The organism is Pseudomonas fragariae (ex Marin et al. 2024), assembly GCF_059621105.1.
This window is the reverse complement of sequence record NZ_CM184369.1, coordinates 298,171-319,241: the sequence shown is the minus strand read 5'-3', so window position 1 is coordinate 319,241 and position 21,071 is coordinate 298,171. Positions and strand designations below refer to the sequence as shown.

The window sequence follows — 21,071 nt, the reverse complement described above, 5'->3', positions numbered from 1 at the left end:
AAGGAGAGCGTCGGCGACGGCTAGCAGGGGGCAACGGAGAAGCCGTTGCGGGGCCGAATGTACCACCTGATTTTCCAGGCGTCTAGTACGACACCCGAAAAAAACCCCGCATTTTGCGGGGCTTTGAAACGTCTCAAACAGGTTTAGGAAGGTCGATACCGTTTCCTTCGAGAAACGCAGTCAGCTGCGACTTCGACAGCGCACCAACTTTGGTCGCTTCCACATTGCCGCCCTTGAACAGCATCAGCGTAGGAATACCACGAACACCATGCTTGGCAGGAGTGTCCGGGTTTTGATCGATGTTCAACTTCGCAACCGTCAGCCTGCCTTTGTAGGTGCTGGCGATTTCGTCCAGAACCGGGGCAATCATTTTGCAAGGGCCACACCATTCAGCCCAATAGTCAACAAGCACAGGACCCTGAGCCTCGAGTACTTCGGCGTCAAAGGTGCCGTCGGTGACGTGTTTGATAAGGTCGCTACTCATGGAAGTCTCCGAGGTCATAGGCTAAAAACGACGCTCATCATAGCGGTCCTTATGCTATTCAGGAAGCGAAGCTTCATTGAGTCTTGCTATCGTAGAACATGACTGAGGTTATGGCAGTAGCTCAGTTCGCGGGCGAAACGAAGACGATGCCGGTGCGCAGTGCCGCGCCACGAATATGGTCCTGCATGGCCTTTTGCGCAGGCCCTGACGCATGTCGGGCCAGCGCGCGAAGGATCTTGCGGTGCTCCTGCCAGGTTTCCATGACCCTGGCCGCCCGGATGAACGGCATCTTCTGGCTTTCCAGGAAGATGTCGGCCCCGGCAGTCACGATCCCGAGCATCGCCTGATTGCCGCTGGCGACCAGGATGTGCCGATGAAACTCGAAGTCCAGCCGCGCCGCAGCCTCGAAGTCACCGGCCCGCAATTCCAGGCGCATGGCTTCGACGTTGTCCTCCAGTACATCGCGCTCGTCGGCGGTCAGGGTCACGGCGGCCATGCCTGCAGCGAAGCCTTCCAGTGCATAGCGCAACTGAAAAGTGTCGGCCGGGGAAACCTGAGCTTCATAAGGCCAGGAAAAACCACCCGTGCGCTGTTCTGGTTCAGAAATCGACTGCACGAAGACGCCTTTGCCGGGCTGGACACTGACCACTCCGAGTGCGCTGAGCGACGACAAGGCTTCACGCAAGGACGCACGACTGACCCCCAGCAATACCGCCAGATCGCGTTGCGACGGCAGGCTTTCGCCGGGCTTGTACCCTTGCTCGGCGATCAATTTGCGAATGGCCCGGAGGGCTGATTCGGGTACTGCGAGTGAAGTGTGCGGCATCACTGTTCAGGCCAGTCAGTCCAGTAAAAATCCCTTTTATCCGCATCTCGAACATTCGGCAAGCGACGCCCATCACTGGGGCGGCAAGGCTTTAAAGCGCGCCAAAGCAGGGCGCGGCGCCGCTCAACTGGTCAGACCAGTAAGACCATAACCGCGCTGAAAACCTTGATTCATGGCAGGTGGCGAGCGGATGGCATGCGCTGTGCACTGGAGACAGGCCAACACCTTTCGTTTCGCCCGGAGACTTCATATGACCAAGCGTTACAGCGCCCTGCTTACTGCATTGTTTGCCAGTCTGATGCTGAGCCAGACACCCGCCCACGCCAATGGCCTGGACGACGTTGTAACGCGAGGCACCCTCAAGGTGGCCGTTCCGCAGGACTTCCCGCCATTCGGCTCGGTCGGCCCGGACATGAAACCGCGCGGTCTGGACATCGATACTGCACAGCTGCTGGCCGACAAGCTGAAGGTCAAGCTGGAGCTGACCCCGGTCAACAGCACCAACCGCATTCCGTTCCTGACCACCGGCAAGGTCGACCTGGTGATCTCCAGCCTGGGCAAGAACCCGGATCGCGAGAAAGTCATCGACTTCTCGCGCGCCTACGCACCGTTCTATCTGGCGGTATTCGGCCCACCTGATTCGCCGGTCAAGGACATCGCTGACCTGAAAGGCAAGACTATCAGCGTGACCCGTGGCGCGATCGAGGATATCGAGCTGTCGAACGTTGCTCCCGAGGGCGCGACCATCAAGCGCTTTGAAGACAACAACTCGACCATCGCGGCCTATCTCGCTGGCCAGACTGACCTGATCGCCAGCGGCAACGTGGTGATGGTCGCCATCAGTGAGCGCAATCCCAAGCGCATTCCGGCGATGAAAGTGAAACTCAAGGACTCGCCGGTGTACGTTGGCGTGAACAAAGGTCAGCCGGAACTGCTGGGCAAGGTCAACGAGATTCTGAACGCTGCCAAGGCTGACGGTACGCTGGAAAAAGCGTCGCAGAAATGGCTGAAGGACCCGCTACCCGCCGATCTCTGATCACTGCTTTTTTCGGTCACAGGATTCACCCATGGCTTATCACTTCGACTTCACACCGGTCCTGCAGAACCTCGACGTGCTGTTGCGTGGGGCTCTGTTCACGCTGGAACTGACCGCTATAGGCACCTTGCTCGGTGTCAGCCTTGGCATTGTCGGTGCCGTCGTGAGGGCCTGGAAGATCCAGCCCTTTGCGACGATCTTCGCCATCTATGTCGAGCTGATCCGCAATACACCGTTTCTGGTCCAGCTGTTCTTCATTTTCTTCGGTCTGCCGTCGCTGGGCGTGCAGATCACGGAATGGCAGGCAGCGGTGCTGGCGATGGTTATCAACCTGGGTGCCTACTCGACCGAAATCGTGCGGGCGGGTATCCAGGCGATTCCCAAGGGCCAGCTTGAAGCATCGGCTGCGCTGGCGATGAGTCGGTACGAAGCCTTTCGCCACGTGGTGCTGGTTCCAGCGCTGGGCAAGGTCTGGCCGGCACTGAGCAGCCAGATCATCATCGTCATGCTCGGCTCGGCAGTCTGCTCGCAGATTGCCACTGAAGAGCTGAGCTTCTTTGCCAACTTCATTCAGTCACGCAACTTCCGCTCGTTCGAAACCTACATCGTGACCACGCTGATCTACCTGGCCATGGCGCTGTTGATCCGGCAACTGCTGGCCTGGATCGGACGTCGCTACATCTCGAGGAACCGCTGATGGATTTCACCCTCTGGGACATCGTGCGCAATCTGCTGATCGGCCTGCAATGGACCGTGGCCTTGTCGCTGGTGGCCTTCATCGGCGGCGGGCTGATCGGCTTGCTGATCATGGGCATGCGCACCTCGGAAAAATCCGGCCCGCGCGTGACCGCGAAACTCTATATAGAACTGTTTCAGGGCACGCCGCTGTTGATGCAGCTGTTTCTGGTGTTCTTCGGTGTCGCCCTGATGGGCCTGAACATTTCGCCCTGGGCGGCGGCGGCACTGGCCTTGACGCTGTTTACCAGCGCTTACCTTGCGGAGATCTGGCGCGGCTGTGTGGAGTCGATCTCCAAGGGCCAGTGGGAAGCATCCGCGAGCCTGGCGCTGACTCCGTTCGAGCAGATGCGCTATGTGATTCTGCCGCAGGCGTTGCGCATCGCGGTCGCGCCGACGGTCGGCTTTTCCGTGCAAGTGGTCAAAGGCACAGCGGTGACGTCGATCATCGGCTTCACCGAACTGACCAAGACCGGCAGCATGCTGGCCAACGCTACGTTCGAACCTTTCATGGTCTATGGCTTCGTTGCTCTGGGCTACTTCATCCTGTGCTACCCCTTGTCGCTGTGCGCGCGCCATCTGGAAAGGAGACTGCATGCCTCTGCTTAGAATTTCCGCCCTGCATAAATACTATGGCGATCATCACGTGCTCAAAGGCATCGATCTATCGGTCGAAGAAGGCCAGGTCGTGGCGATCATCGGTCGCAGCGGCTCGGGCAAAAGCACCCTGTTGCGCACGCTCAACGGCCTGGAGTCGATCAACGATGGCGTGATCGAGGTCGATGGTGAATACCTGGACGCCGCACGCGCCGACCTGCGCACGCTGCGCCAGAAGGTCGGCATGGTGTTCCAGCAGTTCAACCTGTTCCCGCACCTGAGCGTGGGCGAGAACGTCATGCTGGCGCCGCAGGTCGTGCAGAAAGTACCGAAGGCCGAGGCCGCCAAACTGGCGAGGAAGATGCTCGAACGCGTCGGCCTGGGCGAGAAGTTCGACGCCTTTCCGGATCGCCTGTCCGGTGGTCAGCAGCAACGCGTGGCGATTGCCCGCGCGCTGGCGATGTCGCCCAAGGTACTGCTGTGCGACGAAATCACCTCGGCGCTGGACCCGGAACTGGTCAACGAAGTGCTCAGCGTGGTGCGCCAGCTGGCAGCCGATGGCATGACCCTGATCATGGTCACCCACGAAATGCGTTTCGCGCGTGAAGTGGGCGACAAGCTGGTGTTCATGCACCAGGGCAAGGTGCACGAAGTGGGCGACCCGAAAGAACTCTTCGCCAACCCGAAAACCCCGGAACTGGCGAACTTCATCGGCACAGTGGAGCACGCCTGACGCTGAACGCAGAGCGTCCGGAACAGCATGTCCACGCGAAGCGATCAGCGTTATACACAAACCCCGAAGAGCCTGGAAAAGGGCTGAAGCGGCAGTGTCTGGCTGGACAGAAATCTTTGTGGGAGTGAGCTTGCTCACGAAGGCGTTGGTCCAAACACCATGTCTCCGGGGGCTGCACCGGCCTCTTCGCGAGCAAGCTCGCTCCCACGAAGACTGTGTATTACGCTGAGCGCGGAGCATGTTGCGGGCACTTATCGTTCCTCACGCTCCGCGTGGAAATGCATTTCGTGACGCTCCGCGTCACAGCTACATGCTGTATCGGGCTGGACAGAAATCCTGGTGGGAGTGAGCTTGCTCACGAAGACTTTGGTCCAAACGCCATATTTCCGGGGGCTGCACCGGCCTCTTCGCGAGCAAGCTCGCTCCCACGAAGACTGTGTATTACGCTGAGCGCGGAGCATGTTGCGGGCACTTATCGTTCCTCACGCTCCGCGTGGAAATGCATTTCGTGACGCTCCGCGTCACAGCTACATGCTGTATCGGGCTGGACAGAAATCCTGGTGGGAGTGAGCTTGCTCACGAAGGCGTTGCTCCAAACACCATATCTCCGGGGGCTGCACCGGCCTCTTCGCGAGCAAGCTCGCTTGTGTCTTTGATCAAGGTAAAGTCTGGGGTGAGAGGGGTGGATGGCAAGCTGACAAATCGCGGTGCCTAGAGCACGTGTGGGAGCCAAGCTGCCATCCACTCTTCCCGCTTTGGCTCAAAGCTCGAACAGTTGACTGAGTCCGACCTCGAACAACAAGCGTGAGCCAGGCCAAAGCGCCTCTCACCCTTTATCCTAGAGGTTTTACTCATGTCCGCCTATGCCGGTATTGATGTTTCCAAGGCCACGCTGCAGGTTGCGCTGTTTCCCAAAGCGGATGAGCTGTGTGTACCTAATACTGAAGAAGGTCTCGCCAGCATTGCCGAGTACCTCAGCGCCCATCAGGTTGAGCGCGTTCTTGTTGAAGCCACCGGTGGTTACGAGAAACTGTCGGTAAAGCTTCTGGCTAATGCAGGGTTCAAGATCCAGCGTATTAACCCTGTTCGCTCACGTCAGTTCGCTCTGGCCATGGGCAAGCGTGCCAAGACCGATCCAATCGATGCGCAAATGCTGGCCATGTTCGCCTCCAGCCTGGAGGCGAAGGGCTTCGCAAAGCCTGACGAGGAGCGCGAAGTCCTGCTTGAGCTGGTGAACTTGCGCAACAACCTGCTTCAACAACGTGACGACAACCGGCGCCGTATCAAACAGGCCATATTGCCCAGCGTGGTGGACATTTACCTTGCGTTGGAAGCCAGCCTCAAAGTGCAGATCAAAGCGGTAGATCAGCTTGTCGATGCACAAGCGCGCAAGGTCGACTCAGAACTGCTGCAGCGGCTGCATGCCGTAAAGGGCGTAGGCCCAGTGACAATCGCCAGCCTGTTCTGCTACCTGCCAGAGCTGGGTGACCTGAGTCGTGGACAAATCGCAGCGTTAGCCGGTGTGGCACCGTATAACAACGACAGCGGTAGCAAGGTCGGCAAGCGGCAGATCTACGGTGGGCGGACGAAACTGCGCCGTGCGACCTACATGTGTGCGCTGGTGATGGTGCGCTATAACGCCGATTTCAAGGAGCGGTATGCGAGGCTGCGTGCCAAAGGCAAGTGCGCGAAAGTGGCCCTGGTGGCCTGCATGCGGGTGTTGCTGATACGCCTGAACGCCATGGTGCGCGACGGAACACCATGGCGTGATCATGCGGTTTGAATGGGGGCGGGCTTTGCCTGCCATCGCGGAATCTATCCGCGATGGCATTATAAAATGCCCATTCATCGGGGGATGATGAAAGACAGTTGGCTCCCACGAAGACTGTGTATTACGCTGAGCGCGGCGCATAGACAAGATGGCGTTCTTAGGGATACCTCTCGTTCCGCACGCTTTAGCGTGGCAATGCATTTTGGTAACGCTCTGCGTCACATGGCATTGATAGCCATACGCCACGCGCGCGAGTAATACCGGGTATTTACGGTGCCTGAACAGCTTCGCGTTGGCGGCAGGCATGGATCGTGGCACGATGGTCCGGTTATCGAACCGGATTTCCTGACCATGCCGCACTCAACACCCAAGAATTTTTCACTGATCGCCGCTATCGACCTGGGCTCCAACAGCTTTCATATGGTTGTGGCAAAAGCCAATCAGGGCGAGATTCGCATTCTTGAGCGCCTGGGCGAGAAGGTGCAGTTGGCCGCTGGCATCGACGAAGAGCGCCAGCTGACCGAAGAATCCATGCAGCGCGGTCTCGACTGCCTGAAACGTTTCGCCCAGTTGATCAACGGGCTGCCGCCCGGTGCGGTGCGCATCGTGGGCACCAATGCCCTGCGCGAGGCGCGTAACCGCAACGACTTCATTCACCGCGCCGAAGAAATTCTCGGCCACCCGGTGGAAGTGATTTCCGGTCGCGAGGAAGCGCGCCTCATTTACCTGGGCGTCTCCCACACGCTGGCCGACACCCCGGGCAAACGTCTGGTCGCCGACATCGGCGGCGGCAGTACCGAATTCATCATCGGCCAGCGCTTCGAGCCGCTGCTGCGGGAAAGCCTGCAGATGGGCTGCGTGAGTTTTACCCAGCGCTACTTCCGCGACGGCAAGGTGACACCGGCCCGTTACGCTCAGGCGTACACCGCTGCGCGCCTGGAAATCATGAGCATTGAACACGCGCTGCATCGCCTCAAGTGGGATGAAGCGATCGGCTCGTCAGGCACCATTCGTGCTATCGGTCTGGCGCTCAAGGCCAATGGTTACGGCGCTGGCGAGGTCAACGCCGAAGGGCTGGCCTGGCTCAAGCGCAAGCTGTTCAAGCTGGGTGACGTGGACAAGATCGACTTCGATGGCATCAAGCCCGACCGTCGCGCCATTTTTCCCGCAGGCCTGGCGATTCTGGAAGCCATCTTCGACGCCCTCGAACTCAAGCGCATGGATCACTGCGAAGGTGCCCTGCGTGAAGGCGTGCTGTACGACCTGATGGGCCGCCATCATCATGAAGACGTACGTGAACGCACACTCAGCTCGTTGATGGAGCGTTATCACGTCGATCTGGAACAGGCTGCACGCGTCGAAGCCAAGGCGCTGCATGCGCTGGAGCAGGTTGCCGAGAGCTGGGAATTGCAGCACGAGAGTTATGCCGAACTGCTGAGCTGGGCGGCCAAGGTGCACGAGATCGGCCTGGACATCGCCCACTATCACTACCACAAGCACGGCGCGTACCTGATCGAGCACTCCGACCTGGCCGGCTTCTCACGCGAAGACCAGCAAATGCTCGCACTGCTGGTGCGCGGTCATCGCCGTAATATTCCCAAGGACAAGTTCGCCGATTTCGGCGCTGAAGGCATCAAGCTGATTCGCCTGTGCGTGCTGTTGCGCTTTGCGATTCTGTTTCACCACATTCGCGGCACCCAGGAGATGCCGCGTGTGACGTTGCGTGCCGACGGCCCGAATCTGGACGCCGAATTCCCGAAAGGCTGGCTGGAAAACAATCAGCTGACTCAGGCCGACTTCGCGCTGGAAGCGGAGTGGCTGACCCGAGTCGGCATCGTCTTCAGCGTACGCTGAGGACCGGGTTGCTCAGGCGCTCCAAAAGGGTCGCCTGGGCGCTTCGCGGGTTCTGATTACCGGTCGGCGTGCTGCGCACGTAACGCCCGTCCGACTGCAACAGCCAGCTGTGGGTGTTGTCGGTCAGGTAGCTTTCCAGCTCCTTCTTCACACGCAGAATCAACTTCTTGCCTTCCACCGGGAAGCAGGTCTCGACGCGCTTGTCGAGGTTGCGCTCCATCCAGTCGGCACTCGACAGGAACATCTGCTCGTCGCCGCCGTTGAGGAAGTAGAACACCCGCGTGTGCTCCAGGAAGCGGCCGATGATCGAGCGCACATGGATATTGTGCGAAACCCCGGCGATGCCCGGACGCAGGCAGCACATGCCGCGCACCACCAGATCGATGCGCACACCGGACTGACTGGCCTTGTACAACGCCCGGATGATCTTCGGATCGGTCAGCGAGTTGAACTTGGCGATGATGTGTGCAGGTTTGCCATCGAGCGCAAATTGCGTCTCGCGGGCGATCATGTCGAGCATGCCTTTCTTGAGCGTGAACGGCGCGTGCAGCAGCTTCTTCATGCGCAGCGTCTTACCCATGCCGATCAACTGGCTGAACAGTTTACCGACGTCTTCGCACAAGGCGTCATCGGAGGTCAGCAAGCTGTAGTCGGTATACAGACGTGCGTTACCGGCGTGGTAGTTGCCGGTCCCGAGATGCGCATAACGCACGATCTCGCCCGCTTCGCGACGCAGGATCAGCATCATCTTGGCGTGGGTCTTGAAGCCGACCACGCCGTAGATCACCACCGCACCGGCGGCCTGCAGGCGGCTGGCCAGTTGCAGGTTGGACTCTTCGTCGAAACGCGCACGCAACTCGATCACCGCAGTGACTTCCTTGCCGTTACGCGCGGCATCGACCAGTGCATCGACGATTTCCGAGTTCGCTCCGCTGCGATACAGCGTCTGGCGTACCGCCAGCACGTGCGGGTCTTTTGCCGCCTGGCGCAGCAGGTCGACCACCGGCGTGAACGACTCGAAAGGGTGCAGCAACAGGATGTCCTGCTTGCTGACCACGCTGAAAACGTTTTCGCTGTTCTGCAGCAGCTTGGGAATGGCTGGCGTGAACGGCGGGTATTGCAATTCTGGGTGGCTATCCAGGCCGGTGATGCTGAACAGACGCGTCAGGTTGACCGGGCCATTCACCTGATACAGCTCGGACTCGTGCAGGTTGAACTGCTTGAGCAGGTAGTCCGACAGGTGTTTCGGGCAGGTGTCCGCCACTTCCAGACGTACCGCATCACCATAGCGACGCGAGAACAGCTCGCCACGCAGTGCGCGCGCCAGGTCTTCCACATCTTCGGAGTCCAGCGCCAGGTCGGCGTTGCGGGTCAGGCGGAACTGGTAGCAGCCCTTGACCTTCATGCCCTGAAACAGATCGTCAGCGTGGGCGTGGATCATCGACGACAGGAACACGAAGTTATCGCCAGGCCCGCAGACCTCTTCCGGCACCTTGATCACACGCGGCAGCAGACGCGGCGCGGGAATGATCGCAAGACCGGAGTCGCGCCCGAAGGCATCGATACCTTCAAGCTCGACGATGAAGTTCAGGCTCTTGTTGACCAGCAACGGGAACGGGTGCGTCGGGTCGAGACCGATCGGGGTGATGATCGGCGCGATCTCGTCGCGGAAGTAGCGTCGTACCCAGGCCTTGAGCTTGGCCGTCCAGTGACGGCGACGAATGAAGCGGACCTGATGTTTCTCCAGCTCCGGCAGCAGAATGTCGTTGAGGATCGCGTACTGACGATCCACATGACCGTGCACCAGCTCGCTGATCCTGGCCAGCGCCTGATGCGGCTGCAGACCGTCGGCGCCCGCCTGTTCACGGGCAAAGGTGATCTGCTTCTTCAGGCCTGCAACACGAATCTCGAAGAACTCATCGAGGTTGCTGGAGAAGATCAGCAGAAACTTCAGCCGCTCCAGCAACGGGTAGGACTCATCGAGCGCCTGTTCCAGAACCCGGATATTGAACTGCAGTTGCGACAGTTCACGGTGGATATACAGGCTGCTGTCGTCCAGGTTGGGCGCGACGATAGCGGGCACCAGAGCGGCGGGTGCCTCGATGGCCGGGATTACTTCGATGTCAGGTTCGACCACGGGCGTTGCCTCCGGGACATCGACTTGAACAGCGGCTTCGATGAGTGCTTCGGTATTCATGAATGTTCCTGTGAGGCTATTGCCCCTTCAACAGTTGAGCGGCGCGAACAGCAAAGTAGGTAAGGATGCCGTCGGCGCCGGCGCGTTTGAAGGCAGTGAGGGATTCGAGAATCACCCCTTCACTCAGCCAACCGTTCTGGATTGCGGCCATGTGCATCGCGTATTCACCGCTGACCTGATAAACAAAGGTCGGCACTTTGAACTCATCCTTGACCCTGTACAGAATGTCCAGATAAGGCATGCCTGGCTTGACCATGACCATGTCGGCGCCTTCGGCAAGGTCGGCCGCCACTTCGTGCAGGGCCTCGTTGCTGTTGGCCGGGTCCATCTGATAGGAGGCCTTGTTGGCCTTGCCCAGATTCAGGGAGGAACCCACCGCATCACGGAACGGGCCGTAGTAGGCACTGGCGTACTTGGCCGAATAGGCCATGATCCTGACATTGACATGCCCGGCCAGCTCCAGAGACTCGCGGATGGCCTGAATACGACCGTCCATCATGTCCGACGGAGCGATCACCTGAGCACCGGCATCGGCGTGCGACAGCGCCTGCTTCACCAGCGCGTCGACAGTGATGTCGTTCTGAACATAGCCCTCTTCGTCGAGGATGCCGTCCTGACCATGCGTGGTGAACGGGTCCAGCGCCACATCAGTGATGACGCCCAGCTCCGGGAAACGGTCACGCAGGGCGCGGGTCGCGCGCTGGGCGATGCCGTCCGGGTTCCAGGCTTCGGCGCCGTCGAGGGATTTCTTTTCCAGCGGTGTCACCGGGAACAGCGCCAGCGCAGGGATACCCAGCGCGACCCAGTGCTCGGCTTCCTTGAGCAACAGATCCACGCTCAAGCGCTCGACGCCAGGCATCGAGGCGATGGATTCACGACGGTTTTCACCATCGAGTACAAATACCGGAAGAATCAGATCGTCGACAGTGACAACGTTTTCACGCACCAGCCGACGGGAAAAGTCGTCGCGGCGATTACGGCGCAGACGAGTGAGAGGAAACAGGCGGTTAGCGGGGGTAAAGCTCACGGCGAGACTCCTGAGCCCGCTTACGCGGGCAAGCGCGACAGTTATAAGCCGCCATTATGACCAATGTGTGACAGTCATGGTTCGACCTGCGACTGCACGTCGCGGTCGCGGCCTTTGAAGGGATAGGACCATTGTGGTTGCAAGAATCTTTAACGTCGAGACACATATGGACACTTTCATGATTGCCTTGGGCGCGTTAGGCTGCGCGTTCATTTCGCCAGCATCCAGACAATGCTCCAGAATTTCTTGAACGAATTCGGCTACTTCGCCCTGTTCCTCGGCACCTTTTTTGAAGGCGAGACCATTCTGGTTCTTGCCGGATTTCTGGCGTTTCGCGGATACATGGACCTCAACATCGTCATCCTCGTAGCCTTTTTTGGCAGTTATGCGGGTGACCAGTTGTGGTATTTCATGGGGCGCAAGCATGGCCGCAAGCTCCTGGCGCGCAAACCTCGCTGGCAACTCATGGGCGACAAGGCGCTGCGGCTGGTCCGCAAGCACCCGGACATCTGGGTGTTGGGCTTCCGCTTCGTGTACGGCCTGCGAACGGTCATGCCTGTGGCCATCGGCCTGTCGGGCTATCCCCCCGGGCGTTATCTCCTGCTGAACGGTATCGGCGCGGCTGTCTGGGCCGCAGCGCTGGGTTCAGCTGCCTACCATTTCGGCGCGGTGCTCGAAGGCTTGCTGGGCAACGTCAAGAAATATGAACTCTGGGTGCTGGGCGCACTGATACTGCTGGGGCTGGCCCTGTGGATACGCCGACGCATCAAGAACGCCCGTATCGCCCGTGAAGAGCGTGAAGAAAGGAGCCGCTTCTGCGCATCGGCAGCGGCCTCCGACCTGGAGGAGCCGATCACCGTGCCCGTCGACCTGACGAAAAAATCCGACGAATAAACGCTCAGTCCCCCTCCCGAGCGCAGGCTGACAGGCCTCGCTCGGCGACAGCGCGACCACCGCCCTCCCCATGCACCTTTGCACAACCAGCAATGCCTGAACTGAACACTCGGCCCGTTAAGCGATCAACTGAACAGACAAATTAAAACAAGCCTCAGGTTGATCGAGCAAAAGGAGCCGAAATCGATGCAGAAAAAAGTGGCTGTAATCCTCTCCGGCTGTGGCGTCTACGACGGTGCCGAGATTCACGAAAGCGTCCTCACCCTGCTGCGTCTGGATCAGCGCGGTGCGCAGGTTCAGTGCTTTGCGCCCGACATCACTCAGCATCATGTGGTCAATCACCTGACCGGTGAGGAAATGCCCGAGTCGCGCAATGTGCTGGTCGAGTCTGCGCGCATTGCACGCGGCGAAGTGAAGGACATCCGCGAAGCAAATGCCGAAGACTTTGACGCCCTGATCATCCCGGGCGGTTTTGGCTCGGCAAAGAATCTTTCCGACCTTGCCCTGCAAGGCCCGGCCTGCCAGGTCGAAGCCGGACTGCTGGAGCTCGCCGAGGCGTTTGCCGAAGCCGGCAAACCGGTCGGGCTGATCTGCATCACCCCGGCACTCGCGGCCAAGATCTATGGCCCCGGCGTTACCTGCACCATCGGCAACGACCCTGAAACCGCTGCGGCCATCACCAAAATGGGCGGCAGCCATGCGGAATGCGCCGTCGATGATATCGTCGAGGACGAAGCCCGAAAACTGGTCAGCACACCTGCCTACATGGTCGCCAAGAGCATCAGCGAGGCGGCCTCGGGCATCAACAAGCTGGTTGACCGCGTGCTGGAACTGACCCACGAGGGCGATGCCTGATCGGCGCCCTGCCTGCCCAAGGCACCGCCCGTCAGGCGGGCGGTGTTTTGCAGGCCGGCCATGGTGATTCATCCAGGCTTTATACTGTACTGTATGCATGAACAGTATATGAGTAATGCCCGATGTCCAGCCCCTATCCGGTTCGTGGCCGAGGTACTGCCAGCAATCCGCATAACCGCTTCGCACCCAGTCAGTCGGTGGCCGAAGATGATGGCTGGTATCAGGAAGTGCCGCTCACGCAAGGCACCCAGGTCACCAGCGAAACAGCCAAAAGCATCATTACCCGCAACAGCTCGCCGGATATCCCCTTTGACAGGTCGATCAATCCCTACCGGGGCTGCGAGCACGGCTGCATCTATTGTTTCGCCAGACCCAGCCACGCCTACTGGGACATGTCGCCCGGCCTGGACTTCGAGACCAGGCTGATCGCCAAGACCAACGCCGCGGCGCTGCTCGAGCAACAGCTGTCCAAACCCGGCTACCGCTGCGCGCCCATTACCCTCGGGGCCAACACCGACCCCTACCAGCCGATCGAGCGTGAGTACCGCATCACCCGGGCGACGCTTGAGGTGTTACTGCGCTATCGGCATCCGGTCAGCATCATTACCAAAGGCTCGCTGATCCTGCGCGATCTGGATCTGCTGGCAGAGATGGCCAGACTGCGGCTGGTGTCGGTGTTCATCAGCCTGACCACACTGGATGACGAGCTCAAATGCATCCTCGAACCCAGGGCCGCAGCGCCCAAGGCCCGCCTGCGGGCCATTCGGGTACTGCGTCAGGCGGGGGTCCCGGTCGGTGTGCTGTGTGCGCCAATGATCCCGATGATCAACGACAGCGAGCTGGAGGCACTGCTGAGCGAAGCGAAGGCTGCGGGCGCCCTGAGCGCCAGCTACGTGATGCTGCGCCTGCCGCTGGAAGTCGCGCCGCTGTTCGACGGGTGGCTGAAGACGCATTACCCGCAACGCGCCGAGCATGTCATGAGTCTGATTCGTCAAAGTCGCGGCGGAGCCGTGTACGACAGCACGTTTGGTTCTCGAATGCGTGGCGAAGGACCGTTTGCCGACCTGCTGGCTCAACGCTATGCCCTGGCGATCAAACGCCTCGGATTGAACAAACGGGGTGGATTTGCACTCGATTGCGATGCGTTTTGTCCGCCGGGAGGGCAAATGTCGCTGCTGTGACGAACTTGGTACTATCGTGCAAACCCGCGTCCCAGAGCCATCGCATTCAGTTTCGTTTAAGCTTCGGCGATTAGTCTGTTACTCGGAGTGTCATCAGCGATAGCGCTCAAGGGATTTGTTCGTGATGCCTTTTAGAGAGGGATCACATCCGGCTCTGGTCAAACAGGCATGAAGAATCCACATCAATTCGTCAGAGAGGGTGAAGACATGACAGACATCGGTAAACAGCATTCGGCTACGTCGTCCAGCACATCAAGCCATTCAGACAGCGCCGACGTAGCGTTGAAACATATCGTCGATGGCTTTGTACATTTCCGTAAAGAGGTCTTCCCCCAGCAGGAAGAACTGTTCAAGAAGCTGGCGACCGCCCAATCTCCACGGGCCATGTTCATCACCTGCGCCGACTCGCGCATCGTGCCCGAATTGATTACCCAAAGTTCGCCAGGCGACCTGTTCGTCACGCGTAACGTCGGCAACGTCGTACCGCCGTATGGCCAGATGAACGGCGGCGTGTCCACCGCTCTGGAATACGCAGTGGTTGCACTGGGCGTGCAGCACATCATCGTTTGCGGACACTCTGACTGCGGCGCCATGCGCGCAGTGCTCAACCCCGACAGCCTGGACAAGATGCCTACGGTAAAAGCCTGGTTGCGCCATGCCGAGGTTGCCCGCACGGTGGTCGAGCAGAACTGCAGCTGCAGCGGCGAACTGGAAACCATGCAGGTCCTGACTCAGGAAAACGTGATTTCCCAGTTGCAACACCTGCGCACCCACCCTTCGGTCGCAGCGAAAATGGCCAGCGGCCAATTGTTCATTCATGGCTGGGTCTACAGCATCGAAACCAGCGAGATCCTGGCTTATGACGCCGAGCTCGATCGTTTCATACCGCTCGACGGTACGGGACCGACGCCGATGGCTTCACCGAAAGCACGCTTTTCAGCCGACTGATCACCAGTCCGACTGACGGCAAGCCCTTCTTTATCAGCTGATGGCGGCTGCGCAGGATGCGCGTCGCCCGTCTTGCCTCGTCTGAAGAATCCCGGAGAAGCGTCATGGGTATTACAGCATTGAAAACCGCTTTACCACGGGAGCTGCTCGCTTCCGTGGTCGTGTTCCTGGTCGCCCTGCCGCTGTGCATGGGGATCGCCATTGCATCCGGCATGCCTCCGGCCAAGGGTCTGATCACCGGCATCGTGGGCGGGCTGATAGTCGGCTGGATAGCCGGTTCGCCGTTGCAGGTCAGCGGTCCCGCAGCCGGTCTGGCAGTACTGGTTTTTGAAGTGGTACGCGAGCACGGCATGGCCATGCTGGGTCCTATCCTGGTACTCGCCGGATTGCTTCAGCTGCTGGCGGGTCGATTCAAGCTTGGTTGCTGGTTCCGGGTCACGGCACCTGCGGTGGTCTATGGCATGCTCGCCGGTATCGGCGTGTTGATCGTACTGTCACAGGCACACGTGATGTTCGACAGCGGTCCCAAACCCTCCGGGCTGGACAATCTGATCGCCTTCCCGTCCACACTGATCCAGGCCTTCGGGCCAGGCACCGGCATGCAGGCCGGTATGCTCGGTCTGGGCACCATGCTGATCATGTGGGGCTGGGAAAAACTCCGTCCGCAGTCTTTGCGCTTCGTACCCGGCGCACTGCTGGGCGTGGGTATCGCAACCGGTATCAGTCTGTTCATGGCCTTGCAGGTCAAGCGTGTCGAAGTGCCTGACAACCTGGCCGACGCCATCGACTGGCTTCGCCCGGCTGACCTGATGAACCTGGCCGACCCTGCCATTCTGGTGGCCGCTATCGTCGTAGCGTTCATCGCCAGTGCCGAGACGCTGCTTTCTGCCTCGGCGGTCGACCGCATGCACAGTGGCCAGCGTTCGGACTTCGACAAGGAGCTCAGCGCTCAAGGTGTGGGCAATATGCTCTGCGGCGTGCTCGGTGCATTGCCGATGACCGGCGTTATCGTACGCAGTTCGGCCAACGTCCAGGCCGGTGCTACCACGCGCTTCTCGACGATCTTCCACGGCCTGTGGCTGCTGGCGTTCGTATTGCTGCTGTCGAGCGTGCTGCAAAGCATTCCGGTCGCGAGTCTGGCCGGCGTGCTGGTCTACACCGGTCTGAAGCTGGTCGACCTGAAGGCATTTCGTGGTCTGGGCCGCTATGGCCGGATGCCGATGTTCACGTATGCGGCGACTGCCGTGGCGATCATCTTCACCGACCTGCTGACCGGTGTACTGGTCGGTTTCGGCCTGACCCTGGTGAAGCTGGCGTTCAAGGCTTCGCGTCTGAAGATCAATGTGGTCGAACTGGCGGGCGAGAAGGAATTCGAGCTGCGTCTGGTCGGTGCCGCAACCTTCCTCAAGGTACCGGCGCTGACTCAGGCACTGGGCACTATCCCACAGGGCAGCACGGTGCATGTGCCGTTGGGCAATCTGTCCTACATCGACCACTCGTGTCTGGAACTGCTGGAAGAATGGGGTCGTTCCAATGCCGCTCATGGCACCCGGTTGCTTATCGAACCGCGGGGCTTGAAGCGTCGTCTTGAAGGGCGGATCTACACCACAACGGGGATCGGCTCGGGCGCAGCCTGATAGTCGCCACCCTGTTATCACAGCCCTGGAAACATGAGAGCCGGATGGGTCTTCGCGTAGCAGCGGAGCGATATCCGGCTCCTTCCATTGCCGGCGAAGACAGTGATTCGGGCCTCTGAATCAGACCGCGGAGCGCTCCAGCTCCAGGCCGACGCCCAATTGCCGTGACAGGCTTGGCCAGCGCTGCCAGGCCGCTCCTGTTTCAGGGCTGATCAGCTTCTCGCGGTAGGCCTCGACCGAGTCCAGCGCGAAACTCTCTTCATCAAGCAACTCGTCGACGGCATGGTGAACCGCTTCGTCCAGCTGGTTGGCAAACTGCTCGCCGATCAACTGGTGGGCAATCACGCTGGCAACCGTGGTATTTGACGGTATCAGCGGCTGACCGAAATGCTTGATGTACAGGTCATTCACTTCCTCGACCAACCGGTGGGCCAGATAAGCCTCGTCCAGCAGGCTTTCCAGGCCTTCATGCCCATCCATGATGGAAGGTGGGGCCGCGAAAAAATGCTCGGCGATTTTCAGCACCGGCTTTATCTGACCTTCGATCCCGGCTTCCAGCGCGACCTCATGAGCTGCGTCCAGCAGATCGGGTACCAGATCGATGTAGGCCGTGACGAAGCGCGCCAGAACATCTTTCGCATCGACTTCCGGCAGGTGGATGGCAGGATGGAGATGTGGGAGCTTTTGTGCCAACTGTTGCAGCAAGTGGCCGGTCCGGGCCTCATGTTGATGGGCTAGTTGTATCTGCTCGCGCAATGCGGCGGTGTTCATGGCTGCTGGGACTCCTGGAGGCGTCAGGCCCCGTGGTTGGTTGATGGAAAGTCATACGTTAGCTTGCTTAACTAAACGCCTAAGACGGTTTTGCTATATGTGACTCACATTTAGATACATTGGCTATATACCGCTGCCGTGCCCGGCCATGCGGGCGCGCTGCAGCTCGCGTTTTGAATAAGCAGGCTACTCTGAAGTCGCCCGCAGCTCTTTCGACACGCTGTCCGACATAAAAAAGTGAGCCACGCATGAGCCAGCCTCTTTTGTCCAAACGGCTCGTCCTGCGTTTGACGTGCTTAATAGTGATCATGCTGATAGGTGGATTGGCATGGCCGTCGCTCTATGGCGTGCTGACCGGACATGACAATGCCCTACCGGGTGAGGACGCTTCGCGCCAGGTCGAAGTGCAGTTCACCGCCAGCAACGTTGCCGGGATGACCTGGGCGTTTTATCCACAGGCCAGCCAGATGCAGGTCCATCCCGGCACGGTCAACGAGATGATCTTCATCGCGCAGAACCCGACCGACAGACCGATGAAAGCCCAGGCCGTCCCGGGTATTTCACCCGGAAAAGCGGCTGCGTGGTTTCACAAGACCGAATGTTTCTGCTTCACGCAACAGACATTGCAGCCGGGCGAGCGCATCGAGATGCCGGTACGCTTCATCATCGACCGGGACATGCCCGACGATGTAAAACACCTGACGCTGGCCTATACGCTGTTCGATGTCACCACGCCCTAGACCTAGGCTCGGCGCGCAATATAGGCCATCATCCCCGGCCGCACGCCGATCACTACTCGCACTGACACCATGACCCGTACTCAGAAAAGCGTTTTCATTGCTGCCGCCATCGTCGCCCTGATTCTGGGTGTGATTCTCAGTCAGGTGCTGCCCGGCCGCAGCTCACAGGATCAGGCGGCGCTCAACGACGCCGGTATTGTCCTGCTCCCCAAAAGCCGCCAATTGCCGGCCCTGAGCATGACCGACCAGAACGGCGCGGCCGTGCCCCTTGATGGCTTGAAAGACCAATGGACGCTGATGTTCTTCGGCTACACCTTCTGCCCGGACATCTGCCCCACGACCCTGGCGCAGATCAAGCAGATCAGGTCCGAGCTGCCCGAAGAGACAGTCAAGCGCATGCGGGTAGTGCTGGTCAGCGTCGACCCGAACCGCGACACACCGCAGCAGCTCAAGCAATACCTGGGCTACTTCGACCCGCAGTACATCGGCCTGACGGCACCTGTCGCTGATATCCAGACACTGGCCAATGCCGTGAGCATCCCGTTCATTCCGGCCGATACCGGTAAACCGAACTACTTCGTCGACCACAGCGGTAACCTGGCCCTGATCGGCCCGGACGGCACGCAGCGCGGCTTTATCCGCGCGCCGCTGAACAACAGGAAGCTGGTGAAGCAATTGCCGGGGTTGCTGGGAAGGGATTAGACCAGCTCAACCGCCGTGAGGCTTCCAGAGAATGGCATAAGGCAGCTCATTATCGATACTCGTAGGCGACCGAAAATAATAAACAGCCGATGAGCTTTCCAAACTCTTATGAACAAAGGCACCATCAGACATTACACGATAAGATGCGTATTCCATAAATTTCTGAGAGCCTTTGAAGTCTAAAGCTTCTCTTATCTGGCTGTAAGTACTGCCCGCACCAACCGGAAGCAATTCAGGCGGAGGCATACCTTCAGCGTTATCATCACCTTCAACATCTTTATAATAAGCTCTTCGAAATGCACGCTCACTGGCAGCCCAGTAAAAAGACAGCAAACAAAGTTTGCCATCTGTATCATCACTTGAGGCATCAACCAATAAATATTGCTCCTCTGAAACTTTATATGCATCGTCCTCCATCGGTAGAACGGATGCCTCCCGCACGTCGATAATTTCTCCGGCTTTCATCCTGCACAACGATACCCAATTTTGCATTCTCTTATGCCTCACACTTATTGCGGCCATTTTAATAGACGACCTTCAACCCTGCCAGCCTTAAGCGCTTTTTCTGCAGCTACTTTAGCTTGGCCCTCGGGCATGTTTCTGACAGAACTTATGATTTCTGCCTGCCACGCCTGTAACTTTGAAGGTGGTAAAGAAGCTGGATAGCTTCCGCCTGGAGCACGGTATTTTGCATCCCAAACAATCACTGAACGTGATGCTGGATCGTAGGTAATGTAATCTGCGCCTGGTAACGATGCTTTGCCTGGTGCTGATATAGGTATTTGTCCTGACTCAATCACTTGAGCCCAACCACGTGCCTCTCCGATTGCACCGTTCAATTCAGAATACGGACTGCGGCCGCTATTAACTTTTGCAAGGACTTCCGGTTCAGCTTGATTCATCGCATTGGCATTTGCTCCAGGGCGATCAGCTACCTGCTGCAGAGAGGATTCCGGTATATCAAACGGGCCTCGGCGCGGCTCCGGCTTTTGCAAATCATGACGTTTCTTGAGCGCGTCCTCGTGCTCCAGCATCCACTGGGCCAGTCGTTCTCCTTTGGGGCTGGCTCGCATTTCCTGTGCGAGGAGACCTGCGTTGCCTCGGCCACGTGTCAGGTATTCAACCACCGCCCCCAGCAACAGCATCACTACTTCCACGTGGCCTTTTGCAATGTCTTGAGTTGCGCTGTTCTGGGCGTACGGATCGTCACTCATGAACGGGTTATGTCCTCGCTCGCGAGGTCCTCGCCATGCTGTTTTAATGCCGCTCAAGTAATAGCCGATGATGCGCGGGAAGCCATCGACGACGTATTCGGCGATGGGCTTAAGACCCAGCACTCCCAAAATGAACGTACTGGCCTGTAATCCCAGCGCAGTACCAAGAGCACCACCGGGATAAGCACCTATCCCGAAGAAAGCCGAGCCAACGCCTGCGCCGATCAAGCCTCCCGTAAACGCACTGCCCACTACAATCATGGCCATTTGCGCAACGACGTCGACCAAGTCCTTGATAATGATGGAGATGTCGAGGTCAGAGAAACGCCTTACCAATACGCGACCAGCCTCCCACTCGGCAAGGACAAACGCCCTTCTGACGCAGTCAAAACGACGAATGATCAGTGATCGCGAAGGTGCAGGTTCGTTAAGATGATTCCGAAAATGGCCGCCGGGCTGATACCCCATGTCGTGGTCCAGCCTCTGTCGCAATTCACTCCACGAAGGCAGCATACGGAAAAAGAACATTCAGCGTCTCCCTGACAACTCTTGATACAGCTAATGCGCAAGCAACCTAACAGAAGAAGTGCAAAAAAATCCGAGGGCCACGTGAAATCCGCAAAACTCGGAAAATTCTTACATTAGCTTGGGTTAATCAAAGGCCTACCTGTGCCCGGGCCTACGCAAGGCGTGCGGTGCAGGGATGAAGGGCACCTTAATCACCGTCCCCGCCTTACGTGCTCATTGTCATACTTGGATCAGAAAAGGCACGAAAAACGGCTTATGCCTGGGGGCGTGGGAGATTCAGGAGATAACGACAGCTGCAACGGGCTGCGAAGCGACTATAAGACCTGCTTCGGATTTGCCTG

Annotated in this window: 20 protein-coding genes; 13 read left to right on the top strand and 7 right to left on the bottom strand. The window is 58.8% G+C overall.

Translation table 11 applies throughout. The features are described 5' to 3' along the window. Positions 1-133 precede the first annotated feature (133 nt). Both trxA and AC54XV_RS01475 read right to left on the bottom strand, forming a co-directional pair. On the bottom strand, positions 134-484 hold the full coding sequence (gene trxA / locus AC54XV_RS01480) for a thioredoxin TrxA (RefSeq protein WP_003403255.1): 351 nt from the start codon (positions 482-484) through the stop codon (positions 134-136). A 121-nt stretch (positions 485-605) separates the two neighbouring features. Next, positions 606-1,310 (bottom strand): FadR/GntR family transcriptional regulator, encoded by a 705-nt coding sequence (locus AC54XV_RS01475; RefSeq protein WP_003365835.1) that lies wholly within the window; start codon positions 1,308-1,310, stop codon positions 606-608. Positions 1,311-1,560: 250 nt separating this feature from the next. Between AC54XV_RS01475 and AC54XV_RS01470 the strand changes: the two genes are divergently transcribed. From AC54XV_RS01470 to ppx, 6 genes are all read left to right on the top strand, one after another. Then, the gene (locus AC54XV_RS01470) at positions 1,561-2,346 is read left to right on the top strand and encodes a transporter substrate-binding domain-containing protein (RefSeq protein ID WP_032655406.1); all 786 of its coding nucleotides are present in this window, start codon (positions 1,561-1,563) and stop codon (positions 2,344-2,346) included. Between the two features lie 31 nt (positions 2,347-2,377). Then, a complete protein-coding gene (locus AC54XV_RS01465) occupies positions 2,378-3,043 on the top strand; it encodes an amino acid ABC transporter permease (RefSeq protein WP_003403260.1) in 666 nt (221 codons plus the stop codon). Beyond that, a complete protein-coding gene (locus AC54XV_RS01460) occupies positions 3,040-3,690 on the top strand; it encodes an amino acid ABC transporter permease (protein WP_032608017.1) in 651 nt (216 codons plus the stop codon). Before AC54XV_RS01465 ends, AC54XV_RS01460 begins: the two co-directional genes overlap by 4 nt. Then, entirely contained in the window at positions 3,677-4,411 is a 735-nt protein-coding gene (locus AC54XV_RS01455) for an amino acid ABC transporter ATP-binding protein (RefSeq protein ID WP_003432251.1), read from the top strand. The genes AC54XV_RS01460 and AC54XV_RS01455 overlap by 14 nt, the downstream gene beginning before the upstream one ends. An 853-nt stretch (positions 4,412-5,264) precedes the next feature. Next, on the top strand, positions 5,265-6,194 hold the full coding sequence (locus tag AC54XV_RS01450; protein ID WP_024638365.1) for an IS110 family transposase: 930 nt from the start codon (positions 5,265-5,267) through the stop codon (positions 6,192-6,194). A gap of 339 nt (positions 6,195-6,533) precedes the next feature. Then, complete coding sequence (gene ppx / locus AC54XV_RS01445) at positions 6,534-8,036, top strand: exopolyphosphatase (protein WP_003403846.1); 1,503 nt, start codon at positions 6,534-6,536, stop codon at positions 8,034-8,036. Here the strand turns inward: ppx and ppk1 are convergent. Beyond that, positions 8,023-10,233, bottom strand: coding sequence for a polyphosphate kinase 1 (gene ppk1, locus AC54XV_RS01440; RefSeq protein ID WP_024643076.1), 2,211 nt, complete (start codon positions 10,231-10,233; stop codon positions 8,023-8,025). The two genes, ppx and ppk1, sit on opposite strands and share 14 nt — an antisense overlap. A gap of 16 nt (positions 10,234-10,249) precedes the next feature. Further along, positions 10,250-11,260, bottom strand: coding sequence for a porphobilinogen synthase (gene hemB, locus AC54XV_RS01435; protein WP_058823230.1), 1,011 nt, complete (start codon positions 11,258-11,260; stop codon positions 10,250-10,252). Between the two features lie 231 nt (positions 11,261-11,491). On the opposite strand from hemB, the gene AC54XV_RS01430 reads away from it, so the two are divergent. From AC54XV_RS01430 to AC54XV_RS01410, 5 genes are all read left to right on the top strand, one after another. Next, positions 11,492-12,154 carry a DedA family protein gene (locus AC54XV_RS01430; RefSeq protein ID WP_011266302.1) on the top strand — a complete coding sequence of 221 codons (663 nt, stop codon included), beginning with the start codon at positions 11,492-11,494 and terminating at the stop codon, positions 12,152-12,154. Positions 12,155-12,340: 186 nt separating this feature from the next. Continuing rightward, positions 12,341-13,009: an isoprenoid biosynthesis glyoxalase ElbB gene (gene elbB / locus AC54XV_RS01425; RefSeq protein WP_003403852.1), complete on the top strand. Its 669-nt coding sequence runs from the start codon at positions 12,341-12,343 to the stop codon at positions 13,007-13,009. A gap of 122 nt (positions 13,010-13,131) precedes the next feature. Further along, positions 13,132-14,190, top strand: a complete 1,059-nt coding sequence (locus AC54XV_RS01420) for a PA0069 family radical SAM protein (RefSeq protein WP_024643075.1) — start codon at positions 13,132-13,134, stop codon at positions 14,188-14,190. Positions 14,191-14,397: 207 nt separating this feature from the next. After that, on the top strand, positions 14,398-15,138 hold the full coding sequence (locus AC54XV_RS01415; protein ID WP_003414103.1) for a carbonic anhydrase: 741 nt from the start codon (positions 14,398-14,400) through the stop codon (positions 15,136-15,138). 104 nt (positions 15,139-15,242) lie between these two features. Continuing rightward, positions 15,243-16,775, top strand: a complete 1,533-nt coding sequence (locus AC54XV_RS01410; protein ID WP_003403858.1) for a SulP family inorganic anion transporter — start codon at positions 15,243-15,245, stop codon at positions 16,773-16,775. A gap of 120 nt (positions 16,776-16,895) precedes the next feature. Here AC54XV_RS01410 and AC54XV_RS01405 read toward each other — a convergent pair whose 3' ends face one another. Next, on the bottom strand, positions 16,896-17,546 hold the full coding sequence (locus tag AC54XV_RS01405; RefSeq protein ID WP_011266299.1) for a hypothetical protein: 651 nt from the start codon (positions 17,544-17,546) through the stop codon (positions 16,896-16,898). Between the two features lie 248 nt (positions 17,547-17,794). Between AC54XV_RS01405 and AC54XV_RS01400 the strand changes: the two genes are divergently transcribed. Together AC54XV_RS01400 and AC54XV_RS01395 are read left to right on the top strand one after the other, a co-directional pair. Further along, on the top strand, positions 17,795-18,286 hold the full coding sequence (locus tag AC54XV_RS01400; protein ID WP_496717702.1) for a cytochrome c oxidase assembly protein: 492 nt from the start codon (positions 17,795-17,797) through the stop codon (positions 18,284-18,286). A 69-nt stretch (positions 18,287-18,355) separates the two neighbouring features. Beyond that, positions 18,356-18,988 (top strand): SCO family protein, encoded by a 633-nt coding sequence (locus AC54XV_RS01395; protein WP_011266297.1) that lies wholly within the window; start codon positions 18,356-18,358, stop codon positions 18,986-18,988. Positions 18,989-18,994: 6 nt separating this feature from the next. Here AC54XV_RS01395 and AC54XV_RS01390 read toward each other — a convergent pair whose 3' ends face one another. Together AC54XV_RS01390 and AC54XV_RS01385 are read right to left on the bottom strand one after the other, a co-directional pair. Then, positions 18,995-19,480, bottom strand: coding sequence for a hypothetical protein (locus AC54XV_RS01390; RefSeq protein WP_080267181.1), 486 nt, complete (start codon positions 19,478-19,480; stop codon positions 18,995-18,997). Between the two features lie 17 nt (positions 19,481-19,497). Next, on the bottom strand, positions 19,498-20,730 hold the full coding sequence (locus AC54XV_RS01385; RefSeq protein ID WP_496717699.1) for a DUF6861 domain-containing protein: 1,233 nt from the start codon (positions 20,728-20,730) through the stop codon (positions 19,498-19,500). Positions 20,731-21,071 lie beyond the last annotated feature (341 nt).

Bases quoted from the DNA above. Each gene is read 5' to 3' on its own strand.
- AC54XV_RS01450 (WP_024638365.1), top strand. From the start codon at position 5,265: ATGTCCGCCTATGCCGGTATTGATGTTTCCAAGGCCACGCTGCAGGTT.
- AC54XV_RS01395 (WP_011266297.1), top strand. From the start codon at position 18,356: ATGACCCGTACTCAGAAAAGCGTTTTCATTGCTGCCGCCATCGTCGCC.
- AC54XV_RS01415 (WP_003414103.1), top strand. From the start codon at position 14,398: ATGACAGACATCGGTAAACAGCATTCGGCTACGTCGTCCAGCACATCA.
- AC54XV_RS01465 (WP_003403260.1), top strand. From the start codon at position 2,378: ATGGCTTATCACTTCGACTTCACACCGGTCCTGCAGAACCTCGACGTG.
- ppx (WP_003403846.1), top strand. From the start codon at position 6,534: ATGCCGCACTCAACACCCAAGAATTTTTCACTGATCGCCGCTATCGAC.
- AC54XV_RS01385 (WP_496717699.1), bottom strand. From the start codon at position 20,730: ATGTTCTTTTTCCGTATGCTGCCTTCGTGGAGTGAATTGCGACAGAGG.
- AC54XV_RS01410 (WP_003403858.1), top strand. From the start codon at position 15,243: ATGGGTATTACAGCATTGAAAACCGCTTTACCACGGGAGCTGCTCGCT.
- AC54XV_RS01455 (WP_003432251.1), top strand. From the start codon at position 3,677: ATGCCTCTGCTTAGAATTTCCGCCCTGCATAAATACTATGGCGATCAT.
- AC54XV_RS01400 (WP_496717702.1), top strand. From the start codon at position 17,795: ATGAGCCAGCCTCTTTTGTCCAAACGGCTCGTCCTGCGTTTGACGTGC.
- ppk1 (WP_024643076.1), bottom strand. From the start codon at position 10,233: ATGAATACCGAAGCACTCATCGAAGCCGCTGTTCAAGTCGATGTCCCG.
- AC54XV_RS01430 (WP_011266302.1), top strand. From the start codon at position 11,492: ATGCTCCAGAATTTCTTGAACGAATTCGGCTACTTCGCCCTGTTCCTC.
- trxA (WP_003403255.1), bottom strand. From the start codon at position 484: ATGAGTAGCGACCTTATCAAACACGTCACCGACGGCACCTTTGACGCC.
- elbB (WP_003403852.1), top strand. From the start codon at position 12,341: ATGCAGAAAAAAGTGGCTGTAATCCTCTCCGGCTGTGGCGTCTACGAC.
- AC54XV_RS01390 (WP_080267181.1), bottom strand. From the start codon at position 19,480: ATGCAAAATTGGGTATCGTTGTGCAGGATGAAAGCCGGAGAAATTATC.
- AC54XV_RS01470 (WP_032655406.1), top strand. From the start codon at position 1,561: ATGACCAAGCGTTACAGCGCCCTGCTTACTGCATTGTTTGCCAGTCTG.
- AC54XV_RS01405 (WP_011266299.1), bottom strand. From the start codon at position 17,546: ATGAACACCGCCGCATTGCGCGAGCAGATACAACTAGCCCATCAACAT.
- AC54XV_RS01420 (WP_024643075.1), top strand. From the start codon at position 13,132: ATGTCCAGCCCCTATCCGGTTCGTGGCCGAGGTACTGCCAGCAATCCG.
- AC54XV_RS01475 (WP_003365835.1), bottom strand. From the start codon at position 1,310: ATGCCGCACACTTCACTCGCAGTACCCGAATCAGCCCTCCGGGCCATT.